Below are 14859 nucleotides of genomic sequence, written 5' to 3' on the forward strand. Positions count from 1 at the left end.
TGCACGATCCCGCCGGTCGGATGCGCCGTCGGTTGCCGGGCTCGCCCGGCGGCGGGCGGACCGACCCGAGCCCACGCAAGATCCAGGCTGACCCACGACATGACCGCACTGTTCGACTCCCTGGCGCAGGACAACTGGCACCTCTTCCTCGGCGTGCTGCTCGCCTTCCTGGTGGCGCGCGTCGTCACCTGGCGGGTCGACAACCGCCCGGTGGCCAGCCGCTTCCCCGCGCTGGTGGCGCTGCTCGACCTGCTGGTGCTGCCGGGGATGGTGATCGTCGCCGGTACCCTGCTGAGGCTCGGCGCGGCGGTGCTCGAGGTGCCCGACGTCGATGCCGGCATCCGCTCGCTGACCCTGCTGGTGGCACATCTGGCCGCCGGCTGGGCGGTGGCGCGGCTGATCGAGGTGGTGCTGCTGGTGCGCGCCGACGACGATCTCTCCGAGCGCGTCCCCAAGCTGGTGGTCGGTCTGATCTATGTGGCGATGATGCTCTTCGGGCTGGCGATCTATCTGTGGCAGCGCGGCTATTCCTTCACCGGCATCTGGGTCTCGACCGGCGTCGCCGCGGCGGTGCTCGGTCTGGCGCTGCAGAAGACCCTGGGCGACCTGTTCTCGGGCATCGCCCTCGGCGTCGAGCGGCCCTTCCGGCTCGGCGACTGGGTCGAGCTCAACAACGGCATCGTCGGTCAGGTGATCGATCTCAACTGGCGCTCGACCCGGCTGCGCGGCTGGGACAACTCCACCCACATCATCCCCAACTCGCAGATGGCCGGGCAGCCGATCAAGAACCTGCACGACGACCAGCACCTCTACGCCCCCTGGTACTTCGTCAAGCTGCCCGCCGAGATCGATCCGCGCTTTGCCACCGCGCTGATGCTCGAGGCGGCGATGCGCTGCGAGAGCGTGCTCAAGTTCCCCTATCCGGTGGTGCGCCTGAGCGAGGCCACCACGGTGCCCTACGTCTACATGGTCTGGGTGCATCTGAAGAACTATCCGGCGATGTTCCGCGCCCGCGAGGAGCTGTTTCGCGAGATCCATCGCAGCCTCCAGGACGCGGGCATCGAGATGGCCCCGGAGGTGCGCGAGATGCGCACCCGTCGCGCCCATGTCAGTCACGCCGAGCCGCCGAGCATCCTGCTCGCGCTCAAGGGGCTGGATGTGAGTGGCCTGCTCACCGCCGACGAACTCGAGGAGGTCGCCGCGCGCGGGGTCTACTGTCACTACGACAGCGGTCACGTGATCCTCGCCGACGGCGCTCAGAGCGATGCCTTCTACGTCGTCGCCGGTGGTCTGGTGGAGGCGGTGGTCACCCTCCCGGACCGCAGCCGCAAGGTCACCGAGACGCTGGGGCCGGGCAAGCACTTCGGCATCACCTCGATGTTGACCAACGATCCCTCCTTCCTCGAATTCACCGCCAAGAGCGATGTCAGTCTGATCCGTGTCGATCTCGACTGCGTGCGTCGTATCGTCGCCGCGCGCCCGGAGCTGGCCGAGCGCCTCGCCGGGGTGGTCAAGGCGCGTCTCGACACCGCCGAGGCGGCGCGTACCGCCAGTCGCCAGCCGGTGCGTCGGTTGAGTCTGCGCGATATCAGCCGCCGGATCGAAACCGTGATGGTCCGCCCCAATCGCTTCTACCGGGGGCGCTGAGCCCCGTCACCAAAGAGAGGAGCACCGGCGATGGAGCACCGACCCCATATCCGTACCGCGATTCCCAAGCGTCGCTACCGCCTCGACGGCTGCGAGGCGACCCTGCTCGGCGAGATCGATAGCGCCGATCCGCGTCCCTATCGCTTCATCCTCGCCTTCGTCCCCGCCGGTCAGGGCGAGCCGAGCCTCTATGTCTGCGCCGAGCGCGGTGGTGAGGGCGACCGGCTGCGGGTGGTCAGCGCGCTGCTCGACGAGGTGATGGCCGAGGGGCTGGCCTGGGACGGCCCGGACGCCTTCGCCGAGCAGGCGCTGACGCTCGGGCGCCAGGTGCTCGGGCTGCGCGGCGGCGAGGCGCAGCGGCTGCTCTAGCGGTGCCTTGCGGGATTTGAAATCGGTCACGGTTTTCTCCAGTTCACACCGAACCGTTACCATTGGGCCCTGTGTGCGCCGTCGGCGCTCACGATCCGTGCACGAGATCAGGGAAGCCATGTCATATCAGACGCATCTGCAACGCCTCGAAGCCGAGAGCATCCATATCATGCGCGAGGTCGCGGCCCAGTTCCGCAACCCGGTGATGCTCTACTCCATCGGGAAGGACAGCAGCGTGATGCTGCACCTGGCCCTCAAGGCCTTCTATCCCTCCAAGCCGCCGTTTCCGCTGCTGCATGTCGACACCACCTGGAAGTTCCGCGAGATGGTCGCCTTCCGCGACCGGCGTGCCGCTGAACTCGGGCTCGATCTGCTGGTGCACATCAACCAGGAGGGGGTGGCGCAGGGCATCGGCCCCTTCACCCACGGCTCGGCGGTGCACACCGACGTGATGAAGACCCAGTCGCTCAAGCAGGCGCTCGATCTCTACGGCTTCGACGCCGCCTTCGGCGGCGCGCGGCGCGACGAGGAGAAGAGCCGGGCCAAGGAGCGGGTGTTCTCCTTCCGTACCCGCAGCCACCGCTGGGACCCCAAGAACCAGCGCCCGGAGCTGTGGAACCTCTACAACGGCCGCATCAACAAGGGCGAGAGCATCCGCGTCTTCCCGCTGTCGAACTGGACCGAGCTCGACATCTGGCAGTACATCTATCAGGAGGAGATCCCGGTGGTGCCGCTCTATTTCGCCGCGCCGCGCCCGGTGGTCGAGCGCGACGGCGCCCTGATCATGGTCGACGATGAGCGCATGCCGCTGGCCCCGGGCGAGAGGCCCGAGGCGCGCATGGTGCGCTTTCGTACCCTCGGCTGCTACCCGCTCACCGGCGCGGTGGAGAGCAGCGCGCAGACGCTCCCCGAGATCATCCGCGAGATGCTGCTGGCGCGCACCAGCGAGCGACAGGGCCGGGTCATCGACCAGGACGCCGGCGCCTCCATGGAAGCCAAGAAGCAGGAGGGCTACTTCTGATGACCCAGACACCGGAACACGCCGGCGCCACCGCCGAGGTCGAGGCCTATCTGCGCGCCCAGGAAGACAAGACGCTGCTGCGCTTCATCACCTGCGGCTCGGTCGACGACGGCAAGTCGACCCTGCTCGGACGGCTGCTCTACGACTGCCAGCTGTTGTTCGAGGACCAGCTCGCCAGCCTCGAGAACGACTCGGCGCGCTTCGGCACCACCGGCAGCGGCAACCTCGATCTGGCGCTGCTCGTCGACGGTCTGGCCGCCGAGCGCGAGCAGGGCATCACCATCGATGTCGCCTACCGCTTCTTCACCACCGATCGGCGCAAGTTCATCGTCGCCGACACCCCCGGGCACGAGCAGTACACCCGCAACATGGCCACCGGCGCCTCCACCGCCGAGGCCGCGGTGCTGCTCGCCGACGCGCGCAAGGGGGTGCTCACCCAGACCCGGCGCCACAGCTATATCGTCTCGCTGCTCGGCATCCGCCATCTGGTGCTGGCGGTCAACAAGATGGATCTGGTCGACTGGGACCGCGAGACCTTCGAGCGCATCAGCGCCGATTATCGCGCCTTCGCCGCGCGGCTCGGGATCGATGCGGTCACCTGCATCCCGGTCTCGGCGCTCACCGGCGACAATGTCACCGCCGCCTCCGAACGCATGCCCTGGTACGACGGGCCGACCCTGCTCGGTTATCTGGAAGGGGTCGATGTCGAGCGCGACCTGCGCGCCGGGCCCTTCCGCATGCCGGTACAGTGGGTCAACCGGCCGAACCTCGACTTCCGCGGCTTCAGCGGCACCGTCGCCGGCGGCGAGGTGCGCGTCGGCGAGCCGTTGGTGGTGCTGCCGGCGGGCAAGCGCTCGACGCTCGCGCGCATCGTCACCATGGACGGGGAGCGCGAGCGGGCCGGTGCCGGCGAGGCGGTGACCCTGGTGCTCGACGACGAGATCGACGTCTCGCGCGGCGACCTGATCGCCGGCGCCGAGGCGCGCCCCGAGGTCGCCGACCAGTTCGCCGCCCACCTGGTGTGGATGGACGAGCAGCCGCTGCTGCCCGGTCGGCCCTATCTGCTGCGCACCGCCACCGCCGCGCTCAACGCCCAGGTCACCGAGATCAAGCACAAGGTCAACGTCAACACCCTGGAGCAGACCGCGGCCAAGCACCTCGCGCTCAACGATGTTGCGGTGTGCAACCTCGCGCTCGATCGCGCGGTGCCCTTCGACCCCTATGTCGACAACCGCGAGACCGGCGCCTTCGTCCTCGTCGATCGCATCAGCAACGCCACCGTCGGCTGCGGCATGATCGACTTCGCGCTGCGCCGCGCGGCCAACATCCACCACCATGCGATGGAGATCGACAAGAGCGCGCGCGCCGCGGCCAAGGGACAGAAGCCCTGCGTGCTCTGGTTCACCGGGCTGTCGGGCGCGGGCAAGTCGACGGTGGCCGATCTCGTCGAGCAGCGCCTCCACGCCATGGGCCGTCACACCATGACGCTCGACGGCGACAACGTCCGCCACGGGCTCAACCGCGATCTCGGCTTCACCGCCGAGGACCGGGTGGAGAACATCCGTCGGGTGGCCGAGGTGGCGCGGCTGATGGTCGAGGCCGGGCTGATCGTCTGTGTCAGCTTCATCTCGCCGTTTCGCAGCGAGCGGCGGCTGGCGCGCGAGCGACTCGATGACGGCGAGTTCCTGGAGGTCTTCGTCGATGCCGATCTCGACACCTGCGAGGCGCGCGACCCCAAGGGCCTCTACAAGAAGGCGCGCGCCGGCGAGATCCCCAACTTCACCGGGATCGGCAGCCCCTACGAGCCGCCCGAGGCCCCGGAGCTGCGCCTCGATGCCAACGGCTCCGACCCCGAGACCCTAGCCGAGCAGGTCGTCGAGCTGCTCGCCGCGCGCGGGGTGATCTGAGCCGCCGCCCCCGGCGCCCGGGCTCAGGGCGCCGGGCGGTGTTCGAGCGCGAGGATGAAGTCGAACTGCGCCGGGCTCAACGGCATCACCGAGAGGCGGTTGCCGCGGTGCACCAGCGCCAGCCCGGCGAGTGCGCCCTCGGCGTGGGTCTTGAGTTCGGCCAGCGTGATCGGGCGGGCGAGATGACGGCGATAGCGTACGTCGACCAGATACCAGCGCGGTGTCGCCGGGTCGCCCTTGGGGTCGTGATGGGGCGAGGCGGGATCGAAGGCGGTAGGGTCGGGGCGCGGGCTGCTGGCGACCTCGGCCAGTCCGACGATCGCCGGGCGGGCACAGTTGGAGTGATAGAAGAACACCGGATCGCCGACGGCGGTGCGATCGCGCAGCAGGTTGCGCGCCTGATAGTTGCGTACCCCGTCCCAGGGCTCGACCCCGCGCGCGGCCAGGTCGTCGATGCCGAAGACCCCGGGCTCGGACTTGAACAGCCAGTGGGTCATGCGCCCGCCCCCCGCGCCAGATGATGGAAGTTGTCCAGCCGCGCGGCTGCGATCTCGCCGCGCTCGACCGCGGCGCGGATGGCGCAGCCCGGCTCCTGATCGTGACGACAGTTGGCGAAGCGACAGCCGCCGAGGTGCGGGCGGAACTCGCGAAAGCCCCACTGCAGCTCGGCCAGACCGATGGCGCCGAGGCGGAAGCTGCGCACCCCGGGCGAGTCGATCAGCACGCCGCCGCCGGGCAGGCGGTAGCAGCTCGCCGCCGAGGTGGTGTGACGCCCCAGCCCGGTGGCCGCCGAGAGGCGCCCGACCTGGATGTCGCGATCGGGCAGCAGCGCCTTGACCAGCGAGGACTTGCCCACCCCGGACTGACCGACGAGGATGCTGGTCTGGTCGCGCAGCGCCTCGACCAGCGGGGCCAGCGTTTCGGGCTGCTCCAGGCTGATCCACAGGGTGCGGTAGCCGATCGCGCAATAATGGGCATAGCGCTGCTCGAAGGCCGCGCGCGCCGGGGCGTCGAGCAGGTCCATCTTGGTGGCCACCAGCATCGGCTCGACGCCGATGCCCTCGGCGGCGACCAGGTACTGGTCGACCAGATAGCCGCTCGGTTCGGGCTCGGGGGCGATCAGTACCGCCAGTCGGGTGAGGTTGGCCGCGATCGGCTTGTCGCGACCACTGTAGTCGGGGCGGCTGAGCACCGTCTGGCGCTCGAGGATGGCACTGACCAGCCCACGACCGGGCTCGCCGCGCTGCCACACCACCCGATCGCCGCACACCGGGTGGCCGAGGTGCTGGCGCGCGACACAGAGGTGCAGCTCGCCCGCATGGTCCTCGACCACCAGGCTCGCGCCGTGGCGCACCACCACCAGCCCCTCCTCGGGCGGGATCTCGGCCTCGCAGTCGGCGAGCGCCTGCTCGGGACGGTTGGCAAGGCGCTCGCGGCGCCGTTCCTGGATCGCGCGGATGCGCTCGATCTGTCGCTTCGACAGCCGCCGCCGGGTCATCGGGCGACCCGACGCGGCTGGCGCGGGGTGGGGCGGGGAGGCTGCGGGTGGTCGGTGTGCATGCTCGGGCTCCTGGCTGGGGTGGGGCTATTCTAGGGAAAGCGCCGGCGCTCCGCACGATGCCGCTCCTTGCAGTACACTGCGGCTTGATTCCGTCACCCGGCCTTGCGACAGGCCCCATTGCTCAAGGAACGCTCATGACCAAGAGCCCGCAGAACCTGATCTGGATCGACCTGGAGATGACCGGACTCGACCCCGACACCGATCGCATCCTCGAGATCGCCACCATCGTCACCGACACCCAGCTCAAGGTGCTGGCCGAGGGGCCGGTGATCGCGATCCACCAGTCCGAGGCGCAGCTCGCCGGCATGGATGAATGGAATCGCGAACACCACGGCGCCTCCGGGCTGATCGAGCGGGTGCGGCTGAGCGCACAGGACGAGGCCGCCGCCGAGCGCGCCACCCTCGAGTTCCTCGCCGACCTGGTGCCGGCCGGTGCCTCGCCGCTGTGCGGCAACAGCATCTGTCAGGACCGTCGCTTCCTCGCCCGCTGGATGCCCCGGCTCGAGGGGTTCTGTCACTATCGCAATCTCGATGTCAGCACCCTCAAGATCCTCGCCCAGCGCTGGGCCCCGGAGGTCGCCGCCGGGGTGCGCAAGGCCTCGCGCCATCTCGCCCTCGACGACATTCGCGAGTCGATCGAGGAGCTGCGCTATTACCGCGAGCAACTGCTGCGGCTGGAGTGATGTATCGCGCGCGCGATGCTGTGCGATCCCCGTCGTGCTGGTTATCATGGGGGCCAGATAGAGGCGGGCGTCCGAGGCGATCGCTCATCTCGTCGCCGGTCGTGCCGTTATTCGCAGCATGCGTCGGTTGCGGTCGACACCCTGATTGAGGAGCACTGATGAAGGCGGTCATTCTGGCAGGCGGTTTCGGGACGCGGATCTCGGAGGAGTCGCACCTGCGCCCCAAGCCGATGATCGAGATCGGCGGCATGCCGATCATCTGGCACATCATGAAGCACTACTCCGTTCACGGCATCAACGACTTCGTGATCTGCTGCGGCTACAAGGGCTATGTCATCAAGGAGTACTTCGCCAACTACTTCCTGCACATGTCCGACGTCACCTTCGACATCGCCAACAACCGCATGGAGGTCCACGAGCGCAAGGCCGAGCCCTGGCGCGTGACCCTGGTCGACACCGGGCTGCACACCCAGACCGGCGGCCGACTCAAGCGCGTGGCCGACTATCTCGACGCCGAGGCGCCCTTCTGCTTCACCTATGGCGACGGCCTGAGTGATGTCGACATCGGCGCGCTGGTCGCCTTCCATCGCGACCACGGCCATCTCGCCACGGTCACCGCGGTGCAGGCCCCCGGGCGCTATGGCGCGATCAAGCGCGAGGGCGCGCGGGTGGCCGCCTTCACCGAGAAGCCGCGCGGCGACGGCGGGCTGATCAACGGCGGCTTCTTCGTGCTCTCGCCGGCCTGTTTGGAGTTGATCGCCGGTGACGAGACCGGCTGGGAGGGCGAGCCGCTGGCGCGGCTCAGCGCCATGGGCGAGCTGATGGCCTTCGAGCACCAGGGCTTCTGGCGGCCGATGGACACGCTGCGCGACCGCACCCAGCTCGAGGCGCTGTGGCGCTCCGGGGCGGCGCCCTGGAAGACCTGGTGACGACGATGGAACAGCAGTTCTGGAGAGAACGGCGGGTATTCATCACCGGCCACACCGGATTCAAGGGCGGCTGGCTCGCGCTCTGGCTGGCACGGCTCGGCGCCCGGGTGCACGGCTATGCGCTGGCGCCGCCGACCACGCCGAGCCTGTACCGGGCGGCGCGGGTCGGCGAGCGCCTCGCCGGCGAGCACATCGCCGACCTGCGCGATCGCGCCGCGCTCGCCGCCGCCTTCGATGCCGCCGCGCCCGAGGTGGTGTTCCATCTCGCCGCCCAGCCGCTGGTGCGCGCGGCCTATCGCGACCCGGTCGAGACCTACGCGGTCAACCTGATGGGCACCGTCGACCTGCTCGAGACCGTGCGCCAGCACCCCGGGGTGCGCGCCGTGGTGGTGGTGACCAGCGACAAGTGCTACGAGAACCACGACTGGGTCTGGCCCTATCGCGAGGACGACGCCCTCGGCGGTCACGACCCCTATTCGAGCAGCAAGGCCTGCGCCGAGCTGGTCAGCGCGAGCTATCGTCGCGCCTTCCTCGAGGAGGCCGGGACGGCGCTCGCCACCGTGCGTGCGGGCAACGTCATCGGTGGCGGCGACTGGGCCGCCGAGCGGCTGGTCCCCGACGTGTTGCGCGCGATCGACGCCGGCGAGCCGGTGGTGCTGCGCGCGCCCGGGGCGATCCGGCCCTGGCAGCACGTGCTCGAACCGCTCGCCGGTTATCTCGATCTCGCCGAGCGGCTGTGCGCGGACGATGGCGAGTACATCGGCGCCTGGAACTTCGGTCCCGAGGCCGCGGACGCGCGCCCGGTGCGCTGGCTGGTCGAGTGGCTGTGCGCCGCCGTGCCGGGGGCGCAGTGGCGGCTCGATGACAGTCCTCAGCCGCGCGAGGCATCGGTGCTGCGACTCGACAGCAGCAAGGCGCGCGCCGCGCTCGGTTGGCGTCCGCGCTGGCCGCTGGAGCAGGCGCTGGCGCGCACCCTCGACTGGCACCGCGCCTGGCGCGCCGGGGAGGACATGCAGGTGCGCACCCTGGCGCAGATCGCCGACTACATGGCCACGGAGCCACCGCGATGAGCGCGCGCCTGGTGCGTCACCCGACCGCGATCGCCGGGGTCGAGGTGATCGCGCGGACGCCGCTCGCCGATGCGCGCGGCGTCTTCGAGCGGCTCTATTGCGCGATGGATCTGGCAGCGCTCGGCGGCGGGCGTCCGATCGTCCAGATCAACCGCTCGCTGACCCGCGCGCGCGGCACGGTGCGCGGGCTCCACTACCAGCGCCCGCCGCACGCCGAGACCAAGTTCGTCACCTGTCTGCGCGGCGCGGTCTGGGACCTGGCGCTCGATCTGCGCGCCGGCTCGCCGACCTTCCTGCAGTGGCACGCCGAGCGGCTGGAGGCCGAGCGCCCGACCACGCTGGTGATCCCCGAGGGTTGCGCCCACGGCTTTCAGACGCTGACGGAGGACTGCGAGCTGCTCTATCTGCACACCGCGCCCCATGTCCCCGAGGCCGAGGGCGGGGTGCGCGTCGACGACCCGCGTCTGGCCATCCCCTGGCCGCTGCCGCTCGGCGAGCGCTCGGCGCGCGATCGCGCCTTGGCGTTGCTCGACGACGAGTTTCGGGGGATTGCGCCGTGAACTGCCGTCACTGCGGCGCGCCGCTGCGCCTGCCCTTCGTCGACCTCGGCAGCGCGCCGCCCTCCAACGCCTATCTGAGCGCCGCGGCGCTGCACCGCCCCGAGTCCTGGTACCCGCTGCGGGTGCTGGTGTGCGAGCGCTGCTGGTTGGTGCAGACCGAGGACTTCGCCCGCCCCGAGACCCTGTTCGACGCCGACTACGCCTATTTCAGCAGCGTTTCGACGAGTTGGGTGGCCCATGCCGAGCGCTATGTCGCGACCATGGTCGAGCGTCTCGGGCTCGACGGCGACTCGCGGGTGGTGGAGCTGGCGGCCAACGACGGCTATCTGCTCCAGCACCTGCAGGCGCGCGCCATCCCCTGTCTGGGGATCGAGCCGACCGCGGCGGTCGCCGCCGCGGCGCGCGAGCGCGGGTTGGAGATCGTCGAGGCCTTCTTCGACCGCGCGCTCGCCGCGCGGCTGCTCGCCGAGGGCTGGGGTGCGGATCTGGTGGTCGCCAACAACGTCCTCGCCCATGTCCCGGCGATCAACGATTTCGTCGCCGGCATCGCCCTGCTGCTGCGCCCGGACGGGGTGGCGACCTTCGAGTTCCCGCACCTGCTGCGGCTGATCGCGGGCAACCAGTTCGATACCCTCTATCACGAGCACTACTCCTATCTGTCGCTGGGCGCGGTGGGGCGGGTGTGCGCGGCCAACGGCCTGGCGGTGTTCGATGTCGAGACCCTGCCGACCCACGGCGGCAGCCTGCGGGTGTTCGCCCAGCGTGCCGACCACGGCGCGCGTCCGACCACGCCCCGGGTGGCGGCGCTGCGCGCCGAGGAGCTGGCCGCCGGGCTGGAGCGGGCGGCGACCTACCAGGGGCTGCAGGCGCGCGCCGAGCGGTTGCGTCTCGAGCTGCTCGACTATCTCATCCGGGCGCGGCGCCAGGGGCTCCAGGTGGTCGGCTACGGCGCCGCGGCCAAGGGCAACACCCTGCTCAACTTCGCCGGGGTGCGTCCCGATCTGCTGCACTATGTGGTCGACCGCAGCCCCGGCAAGCTGGGCCGCCATCTCCCCGGCAGCCGCATCCCCATCGTCGCCGAGTCGCGTCTGCGCGAGACCCGTCCCGACCGGGTGCTGCTGCTGCCCTGGAACCTGCGCGATGAACTCACCGCGCAGCTCGGCTATGTCCGCGAGTGGGGCGCGCGCTTCGTCGTCGCGGTGCCCCGACTCTGCGAGTGTTGAGGCGACACACCATGAATGAACGGGTCATCGTGACGGGGGCGAGCGGGTTTGTCGGACGCCGCATCGTCCAGGCGTTGCTCGAGCGAGGTGTCGGGGTGCGCCTGCTGGTGCGTGATCCTGCGCGTGCCGCGGCCTTGTTCCCGGCCCGCGGCGTCGAACTGATCGAGATCGAGGATCTCTTCACCGCTTCGGTGGAAACGCTGCAGACCGCGCTGGCCGGGGGGGAGATGTTGGTGCATGCGGCCTGGTATGCCGAGCCTGGTCGGTATCTGGACTCCACGCGCAATCTTGTCTGTCTGACCGGATCATTGCATCTGGCCGAGGCGTTCGTCGCCGCTGGCGGTCGGCGCTTCGTCGGTGTCGGCAGCTGTGCCGAGTACGACCCGACGCCGGGGTCTCTCGATATCCACACGCCACTGAGGCCCCGGACCCTCTATGGCGCATGCAAGGCATCGACCTATCAGGTCCTCGAGCAGTTGCTGCGAGTGGCGGGCGTCGAGTTCGCCTGGTGCCGACCCTTCTATCTGTATGGCGAGGGCGAGGATCCACGTCGACTGGTGGCCCACCTCCATACCCGGCTTGCCGCCGGAGAGCCTGTCGATCTCGGTGGGGGGGAGCAGGTCCGCGACTATCTCGATGTCGAGCGGGCCGGCGAGATGATCGCCGAGGTCGCGCTGGGCGGGCGATGCGGTGCGTTCAACATCTGCTCCGGCAGGGGCCAGAGCGTACGCCAGATCGCCGAGCGGGTCGCCGACGGTTATGGTCGTCGCGATCTCTTGCGCTTCGGGGCGCGGCCCGATAATCCGCAGGACCCGCCGTGCATCATCGGGGTGCTGGACGAGACGTGAACGGGGTTCGCGACCGTTCTCACCAAAATCCACGGAGTTTTGCTGCTATGGCCACTTCACTATGAAAGATGACCGCGAGAGTTTCATTGCCGAACGTGCGGCCCGGGTCGAGGACTATCGTGACGATGGCCCCCTGCAGGAGGCCGCCGAGGGGTTCATGCGCGAGAGTCTGCGGGCGCGTTACTCGTATCAATTCGACTGGCTCGGTCTGCCGATCATCCAGTATCCCCAGGACGTCTTCGCGCTGCAGGAGATCATCTGGACGACGCGTCCGGACGTCATCATCGAGACCGGGATCGCGCGCGGTGGCTCACTGATCTTCAGCGCCTCCATGCTGGCGCTGCTCGATCTGACCGATGCCGAGCGCGCGGGACACGCTGGCGTGCCGGTCGCCGATCGGCGACGGGTCGTCGGCATCGATCTCGATATCCGCGCGCACAATCGCCAGGCCGTCGAGACCCATCCGCTGGCCGGGCGGATCGAGATGGTCGAGGGCGACAGTACGGATCCGGCCGTCCTCGACGAGGTCCGCCGTTCCATCCGCAGCGAGCAGCGGGTGATGGTCTGTCTGGATTCGAGCCACACCCATGACCATGTCGTGAAGGAGTTGGACTTGTATGCGCCCTTGGTGACCCCGGGGTGTTACTGCACCGTCTTCGATACGGTGATCGAGGAATTCGAGACCGCGGTCTTTCCCGGGCGGCCCTGGAGTCAGGGGAACAACCCGATGACGGCCGTTCGCGATTTCCTTGCAAGGGACTCACGTTTCGAGATCGACGCATCGATCTCCGACAAGCTGTTGCTGACGGTTGCGCGGGGAGGTTTTCTCAAGCGCGTTGCTTGAGTGATGCGACCCTGTACGACCCGGTCTGTCGCCGGGGTGCTCGATGACGATGTGGGAACCTGAACCTCGGTATGAACGACAGTCTGCTCACACAAGCTCAAGAACACCTCGTCGCCGGACGGCACGATGTGGCCGTGGCGCTCTGTCGCGCCGTGCTTGCCATCGACCCCGATCAGACCGAGGCCCGGGCGATCTTGCGCCAGTTGGGCGAGACTGGTCCCCGTCTTGACGAACGGGTACCACCGTCCTTGCGCGAAGCATGGGTCGCGCGGGCGGCTGGTGCCGACCTCGAGGGGGCGGAGCGCGAGGCGCGGCGGTTCGTCGTCTGCTACCCGGGCGATGTCTTCGCCCACAAGGCGCTGGGCCTGATTCTGGTGCGGCGTCGGCACCATGCCGAGGCGCTCGCCGTACTCGAACGGGCGTTGGTATGCGATGCTGCTGATCCCGAGATCCATGACGGTATTGCGACAGCATTGTTGCGTCTGGGGCGGGCCGAGGATGCGCTGAGACACTACCGACGTGCCCTGGAGATCGCCCCGGACCAAGCCAAGATTCATTACAACCTCGGGCTCGCATTGCACGAGCTTGGCCAGCTCGACGAGGCCCTGGCGTGTTATGCCCGCGCCCATGCGATCGACCCCGGGCTCCTCCTGGCATGTAACAACGCCGGCAATGCCTGTATCCAGCTCGGTCGGTTGCCGCAGGCCACCGATTGGTTCAATCGGGTGCTGGCACGAGACCCTTGCAACGTACAGAGTCTCAACAACCTCGCCAGCGTCCAGCTCCGCGCCCGCCTGTTCGAGACCGCGCTGGAAACCCTGGAGCGTGTCCTGGCGCTCGATCCGGATCACGTCGAGGCGTTGAACAATCGCGGCAACGCGTTTGCGGCCTTGGATCGACTCGGCGCCGCGCAGCAGAGTTATCTTGCCGCGATTCGGATCCGTCCGGATTATGCCGAGGCCTATTGCAACCTGGGCAACACCTTTGAACTGGAGCGCAAGCCCCAGCAGGCGATCGACTGTTATCGGCAGGCGCTCGTCCTCAAGCCCGACCTGATCGAGGCCCATCTGAATCTGGGTAACAGCTTGCGTGATCTCGATCGTCTCGGTGAGGCGCGCGCCTGCTACGAGCAGGCCCTTGAGCTTCAGCCAGACTACCCCGGCGCCCTGCACAATCTGGGGTGTCTGCTCCAGGATCTAGGCGATCTCGATGCCTCGATCGCCGTGCGCCTTCGGGCCCGGGAACTGGCCGAGGATCCCTTCGGGGCTGACAGTAGTCTGCTCTTCACCCTGAACTATCATCCGGATCGGTCGGTCGAGGCGATCCGTGCGGCCTATCAGGACTTCGAATACCGTCATGCCGCTCCTGCACGTGTGCATCGGCGTGCATATGCCAACCCTCCTGACCCCGAACGTCGTTTACGTGTGGGCTATGTCTCCCCGGACTTTCGATCACATGCGATCCGCTACATGCTCGAGCCACTGCTCGAATGCCATGACCAGACGCAATTCGAGCTGTACGCCTATGCCGAGTTGACGCGTCAGGACGCGCAGACGGCGCGCTACCAGGGGTTGGTCGATCATTGGGTGCCGACCCGTGGTCTGAGCGATGCCGAACTCGATACGCGCATCCGTGCCGATGGTATCGATATCCTGGTGGACCTGGCCGGACATACGGCGGGCAATCGGCTGAGGGTCTTCACGCGCAAGCCGGCGCCGGTGTCGGTGAGTCTCTGGGTCGGTTATGGCTACACCTCGGGATTGAGCGCGATCGACTACTTCCTGTGCGACGAGGTCCTGGTGCCCGAGGGTGCGGAGGAATTGTTCAGCGAGCGGCCCTGGCGGATTGCCGCGCCCGCCGGCATGTATCGCCCGAGCGAGGGGATGGGGGCGGTGAACGTGTTGCCGGCGCTGGAGCGGGGATACATCACCTTCGGTACGCTGACCCGCGGGGTGCGTGTCAACCACCGCACCATCCGGGTGTGGTCCGAGATCCTCGAGCGGGTGCCGGGTTCGCGCCTGGTCGTCGACAGCCGAACCTATGCCGATCCATTGAGTGTCGAGAGCCTGACCGAGCGCTTCGCCGCGCACGGGATCGGCGGCGAGCGCCTGGAGATCGGCTATCACTCCCCGCCGTGGGACGTGTTGCGGGGCATGGACATCGGACTCGACTGCTTCCCGCACAACTCGGGGACGAC

At 68.6% G+C, this 14859-nt stretch carries 14 protein-coding genes; 12 read left to right on the forward strand and 2 right to left on the reverse strand.

Going from position 1 to position 14859, the window contains the following annotated elements; all coding sequences use genetic code 11:
* Positions 1-99 precede the first annotated feature (99 nt).
* The 4 genes from EBL85_RS08260 to cysN all read left to right on the forward strand — a co-directional run bounded on the left by EBL85_RS08260 (position 100) and on the right by cysN (position 4944).
* Positions 100-1647: a mechanosensitive ion channel family protein gene (locus EBL85_RS08260; RefSeq protein ID WP_123141674.1), complete on the forward strand. Its 1548-nt coding sequence runs from the start codon at positions 100-102 to the stop codon at positions 1645-1647.
* Between the two features lie 30 nt (positions 1648-1677).
* Positions 1678-2016, forward strand: a complete 339-nt coding sequence (locus EBL85_RS08265; RefSeq protein ID WP_123141673.1) for a hypothetical protein — start codon at positions 1678-1680, stop codon at positions 2014-2016.
* A gap of 118 nt (positions 2017-2134) precedes the next feature.
* Positions 2135-3037, forward strand: coding sequence for a sulfate adenylyltransferase subunit CysD (gene cysD / locus EBL85_RS08270; RefSeq protein ID WP_062273774.1), 903 nt, complete (start codon positions 2135-2137; stop codon positions 3035-3037).
* Positions 3037-4944, forward strand: a complete 1908-nt coding sequence (cysN, locus tag EBL85_RS08275) for a sulfate adenylyltransferase subunit CysN (protein ID WP_123142654.1) — start codon at positions 3037-3039, stop codon at positions 4942-4944. The genes cysD and cysN overlap by 1 nt, the downstream gene beginning before the upstream one ends.
* A gap of 23 nt (positions 4945-4967) precedes the next feature.
* Here cysN and EBL85_RS08280 read toward each other — a convergent pair whose 3' ends face one another.
* Both EBL85_RS08280 and rsgA read right to left on the reverse strand, forming a co-directional pair.
* Positions 4968-5441: an EVE domain-containing protein gene (locus EBL85_RS08280; protein ID WP_123142655.1), complete on the reverse strand. Its 474-nt coding sequence runs from the start codon at positions 5439-5441 to the stop codon at positions 4968-4970.
* Positions 5438-6442, reverse strand: coding sequence for a ribosome small subunit-dependent GTPase A (gene rsgA / locus EBL85_RS08285; RefSeq protein ID WP_123142656.1), 1005 nt, complete (start codon positions 6440-6442; stop codon positions 5438-5440). Before rsgA ends, EBL85_RS08280 begins: the two co-directional genes overlap by 4 nt.
* A 197-nt stretch (positions 6443-6639) precedes the next feature.
* Here rsgA and orn point away from each other — a divergent pair, with 197 nt between their 5' ends.
* The 8 genes from orn to EBL85_RS08325 form a co-directional block, all read left to right on the forward strand.
* Complete coding sequence (orn, locus tag EBL85_RS08290; RefSeq protein WP_005224831.1) at positions 6640-7188, forward strand: oligoribonuclease; 549 nt, start codon at positions 6640-6642, stop codon at positions 7186-7188.
* Between the two features lie 158 nt (positions 7189-7346).
* A complete protein-coding gene (gene rfbF, locus EBL85_RS08295) occupies positions 7347-8117 on the forward strand; it encodes a glucose-1-phosphate cytidylyltransferase (RefSeq protein ID WP_123141669.1) in 771 nt (256 codons plus the stop codon).
* A gap of 5 nt (positions 8118-8122) precedes the next feature.
* Entirely contained in the window at positions 8123-9187 is a 1065-nt protein-coding gene (gene rfbG, locus EBL85_RS08300) for a CDP-glucose 4,6-dehydratase (protein ID WP_165913458.1), read from the forward strand.
* Positions 9184-9747 carry a dTDP-4-dehydrorhamnose 3,5-epimerase family protein gene (locus EBL85_RS08305; protein ID WP_123142658.1) on the forward strand — a complete coding sequence of 188 codons (564 nt, stop codon included), beginning with the start codon at positions 9184-9186 and terminating at the stop codon, positions 9745-9747. Before rfbG ends, EBL85_RS08305 begins: the two co-directional genes overlap by 4 nt.
* Complete coding sequence (locus EBL85_RS08310) at positions 9744-10970, forward strand: class I SAM-dependent methyltransferase (protein WP_123142659.1); 1227 nt, start codon at positions 9744-9746, stop codon at positions 10968-10970. The genes EBL85_RS08305 and EBL85_RS08310 overlap by 4 nt, the downstream gene beginning before the upstream one ends.
* A gap of 11 nt (positions 10971-10981) precedes the next feature.
* Positions 10982-11818 (forward strand): NAD(P)-dependent oxidoreductase, encoded by an 837-nt coding sequence (locus EBL85_RS08315; RefSeq protein WP_123142660.1) that lies wholly within the window; start codon positions 10982-10984, stop codon positions 11816-11818.
* A complete protein-coding gene (locus tag EBL85_RS08320) occupies positions 11730-12662 on the forward strand; it encodes a cephalosporin hydroxylase family protein (RefSeq protein ID WP_223806099.1) in 933 nt (310 codons plus the stop codon). Before EBL85_RS08315 ends, EBL85_RS08320 begins: the two co-directional genes overlap by 89 nt.
* A gap of 71 nt (positions 12663-12733) precedes the next feature.
* Positions 12734-14859: tetratricopeptide repeat protein (locus EBL85_RS08325; RefSeq protein ID WP_123142662.1), on the forward strand; the 2126-nt coding region annotated here is incomplete at its 3' end.

This window comes from Marichromatium sp. AB32, assembly GCF_003718675.1.
In the GTDB taxonomy this organism is placed as follows: Bacteria; Pseudomonadota; Gammaproteobacteria; order Chromatiales; family Chromatiaceae; genus Marichromatium; species Marichromatium gracile.

Excerpts from the sequence above, each read along its gene's own strand:
- EBL85_RS08260 (WP_123141674.1), top strand. The coding sequence starts at position 100 with ATGACCGCACTGTTCGACTCCCTGGCGCAGGACAACTGGCACCTCTTC.
- EBL85_RS08265 (WP_123141673.1), top strand. The coding sequence starts at position 1,678 with ATGGAGCACCGACCCCATATCCGTACCGCGATTCCCAAGCGTCGCTAC.
- cysD (WP_062273774.1), top strand. The coding sequence starts at position 2,135 with ATGTCATATCAGACGCATCTGCAACGCCTCGAAGCCGAGAGCATCCAT.
- cysN (WP_123142654.1), top strand. The coding sequence starts at position 3,037 with ATGACCCAGACACCGGAACACGCCGGCGCCACCGCCGAGGTCGAGGCC.
- EBL85_RS08280 (WP_123142655.1), bottom strand. The coding sequence starts at position 5,441 with ATGACCCACTGGCTGTTCAAGTCCGAGCCCGGGGTCTTCGGCATCGAC.
- rsgA (WP_123142656.1), bottom strand. The coding sequence starts at position 6,442 with ATGACCCGGCGGCGGCTGTCGAAGCGACAGATCGAGCGCATCCGCGCG.
- orn (WP_005224831.1), top strand. The coding sequence starts at position 6,640 with ATGACCAAGAGCCCGCAGAACCTGATCTGGATCGACCTGGAGATGACC.
- rfbF (WP_123141669.1), top strand. The coding sequence starts at position 7,347 with ATGAAGGCGGTCATTCTGGCAGGCGGTTTCGGGACGCGGATCTCGGAG.
- rfbG (WP_165913458.1), top strand. The coding sequence starts at position 8,123 with ATGGAACAGCAGTTCTGGAGAGAACGGCGGGTATTCATCACCGGCCAC.
- EBL85_RS08305 (WP_123142658.1), top strand. The coding sequence starts at position 9,184 with ATGAGCGCGCGCCTGGTGCGTCACCCGACCGCGATCGCCGGGGTCGAG.
- EBL85_RS08315 (WP_123142660.1), top strand. The coding sequence starts at position 10,982 with ATGAATGAACGGGTCATCGTGACGGGGGCGAGCGGGTTTGTCGGACGC.
- EBL85_RS08320 (WP_223806099.1), top strand. The coding sequence starts at position 11,730 with ATGGTCGTCGCGATCTCTTGCGCTTCGGGGCGCGGCCCGATAATCCGC.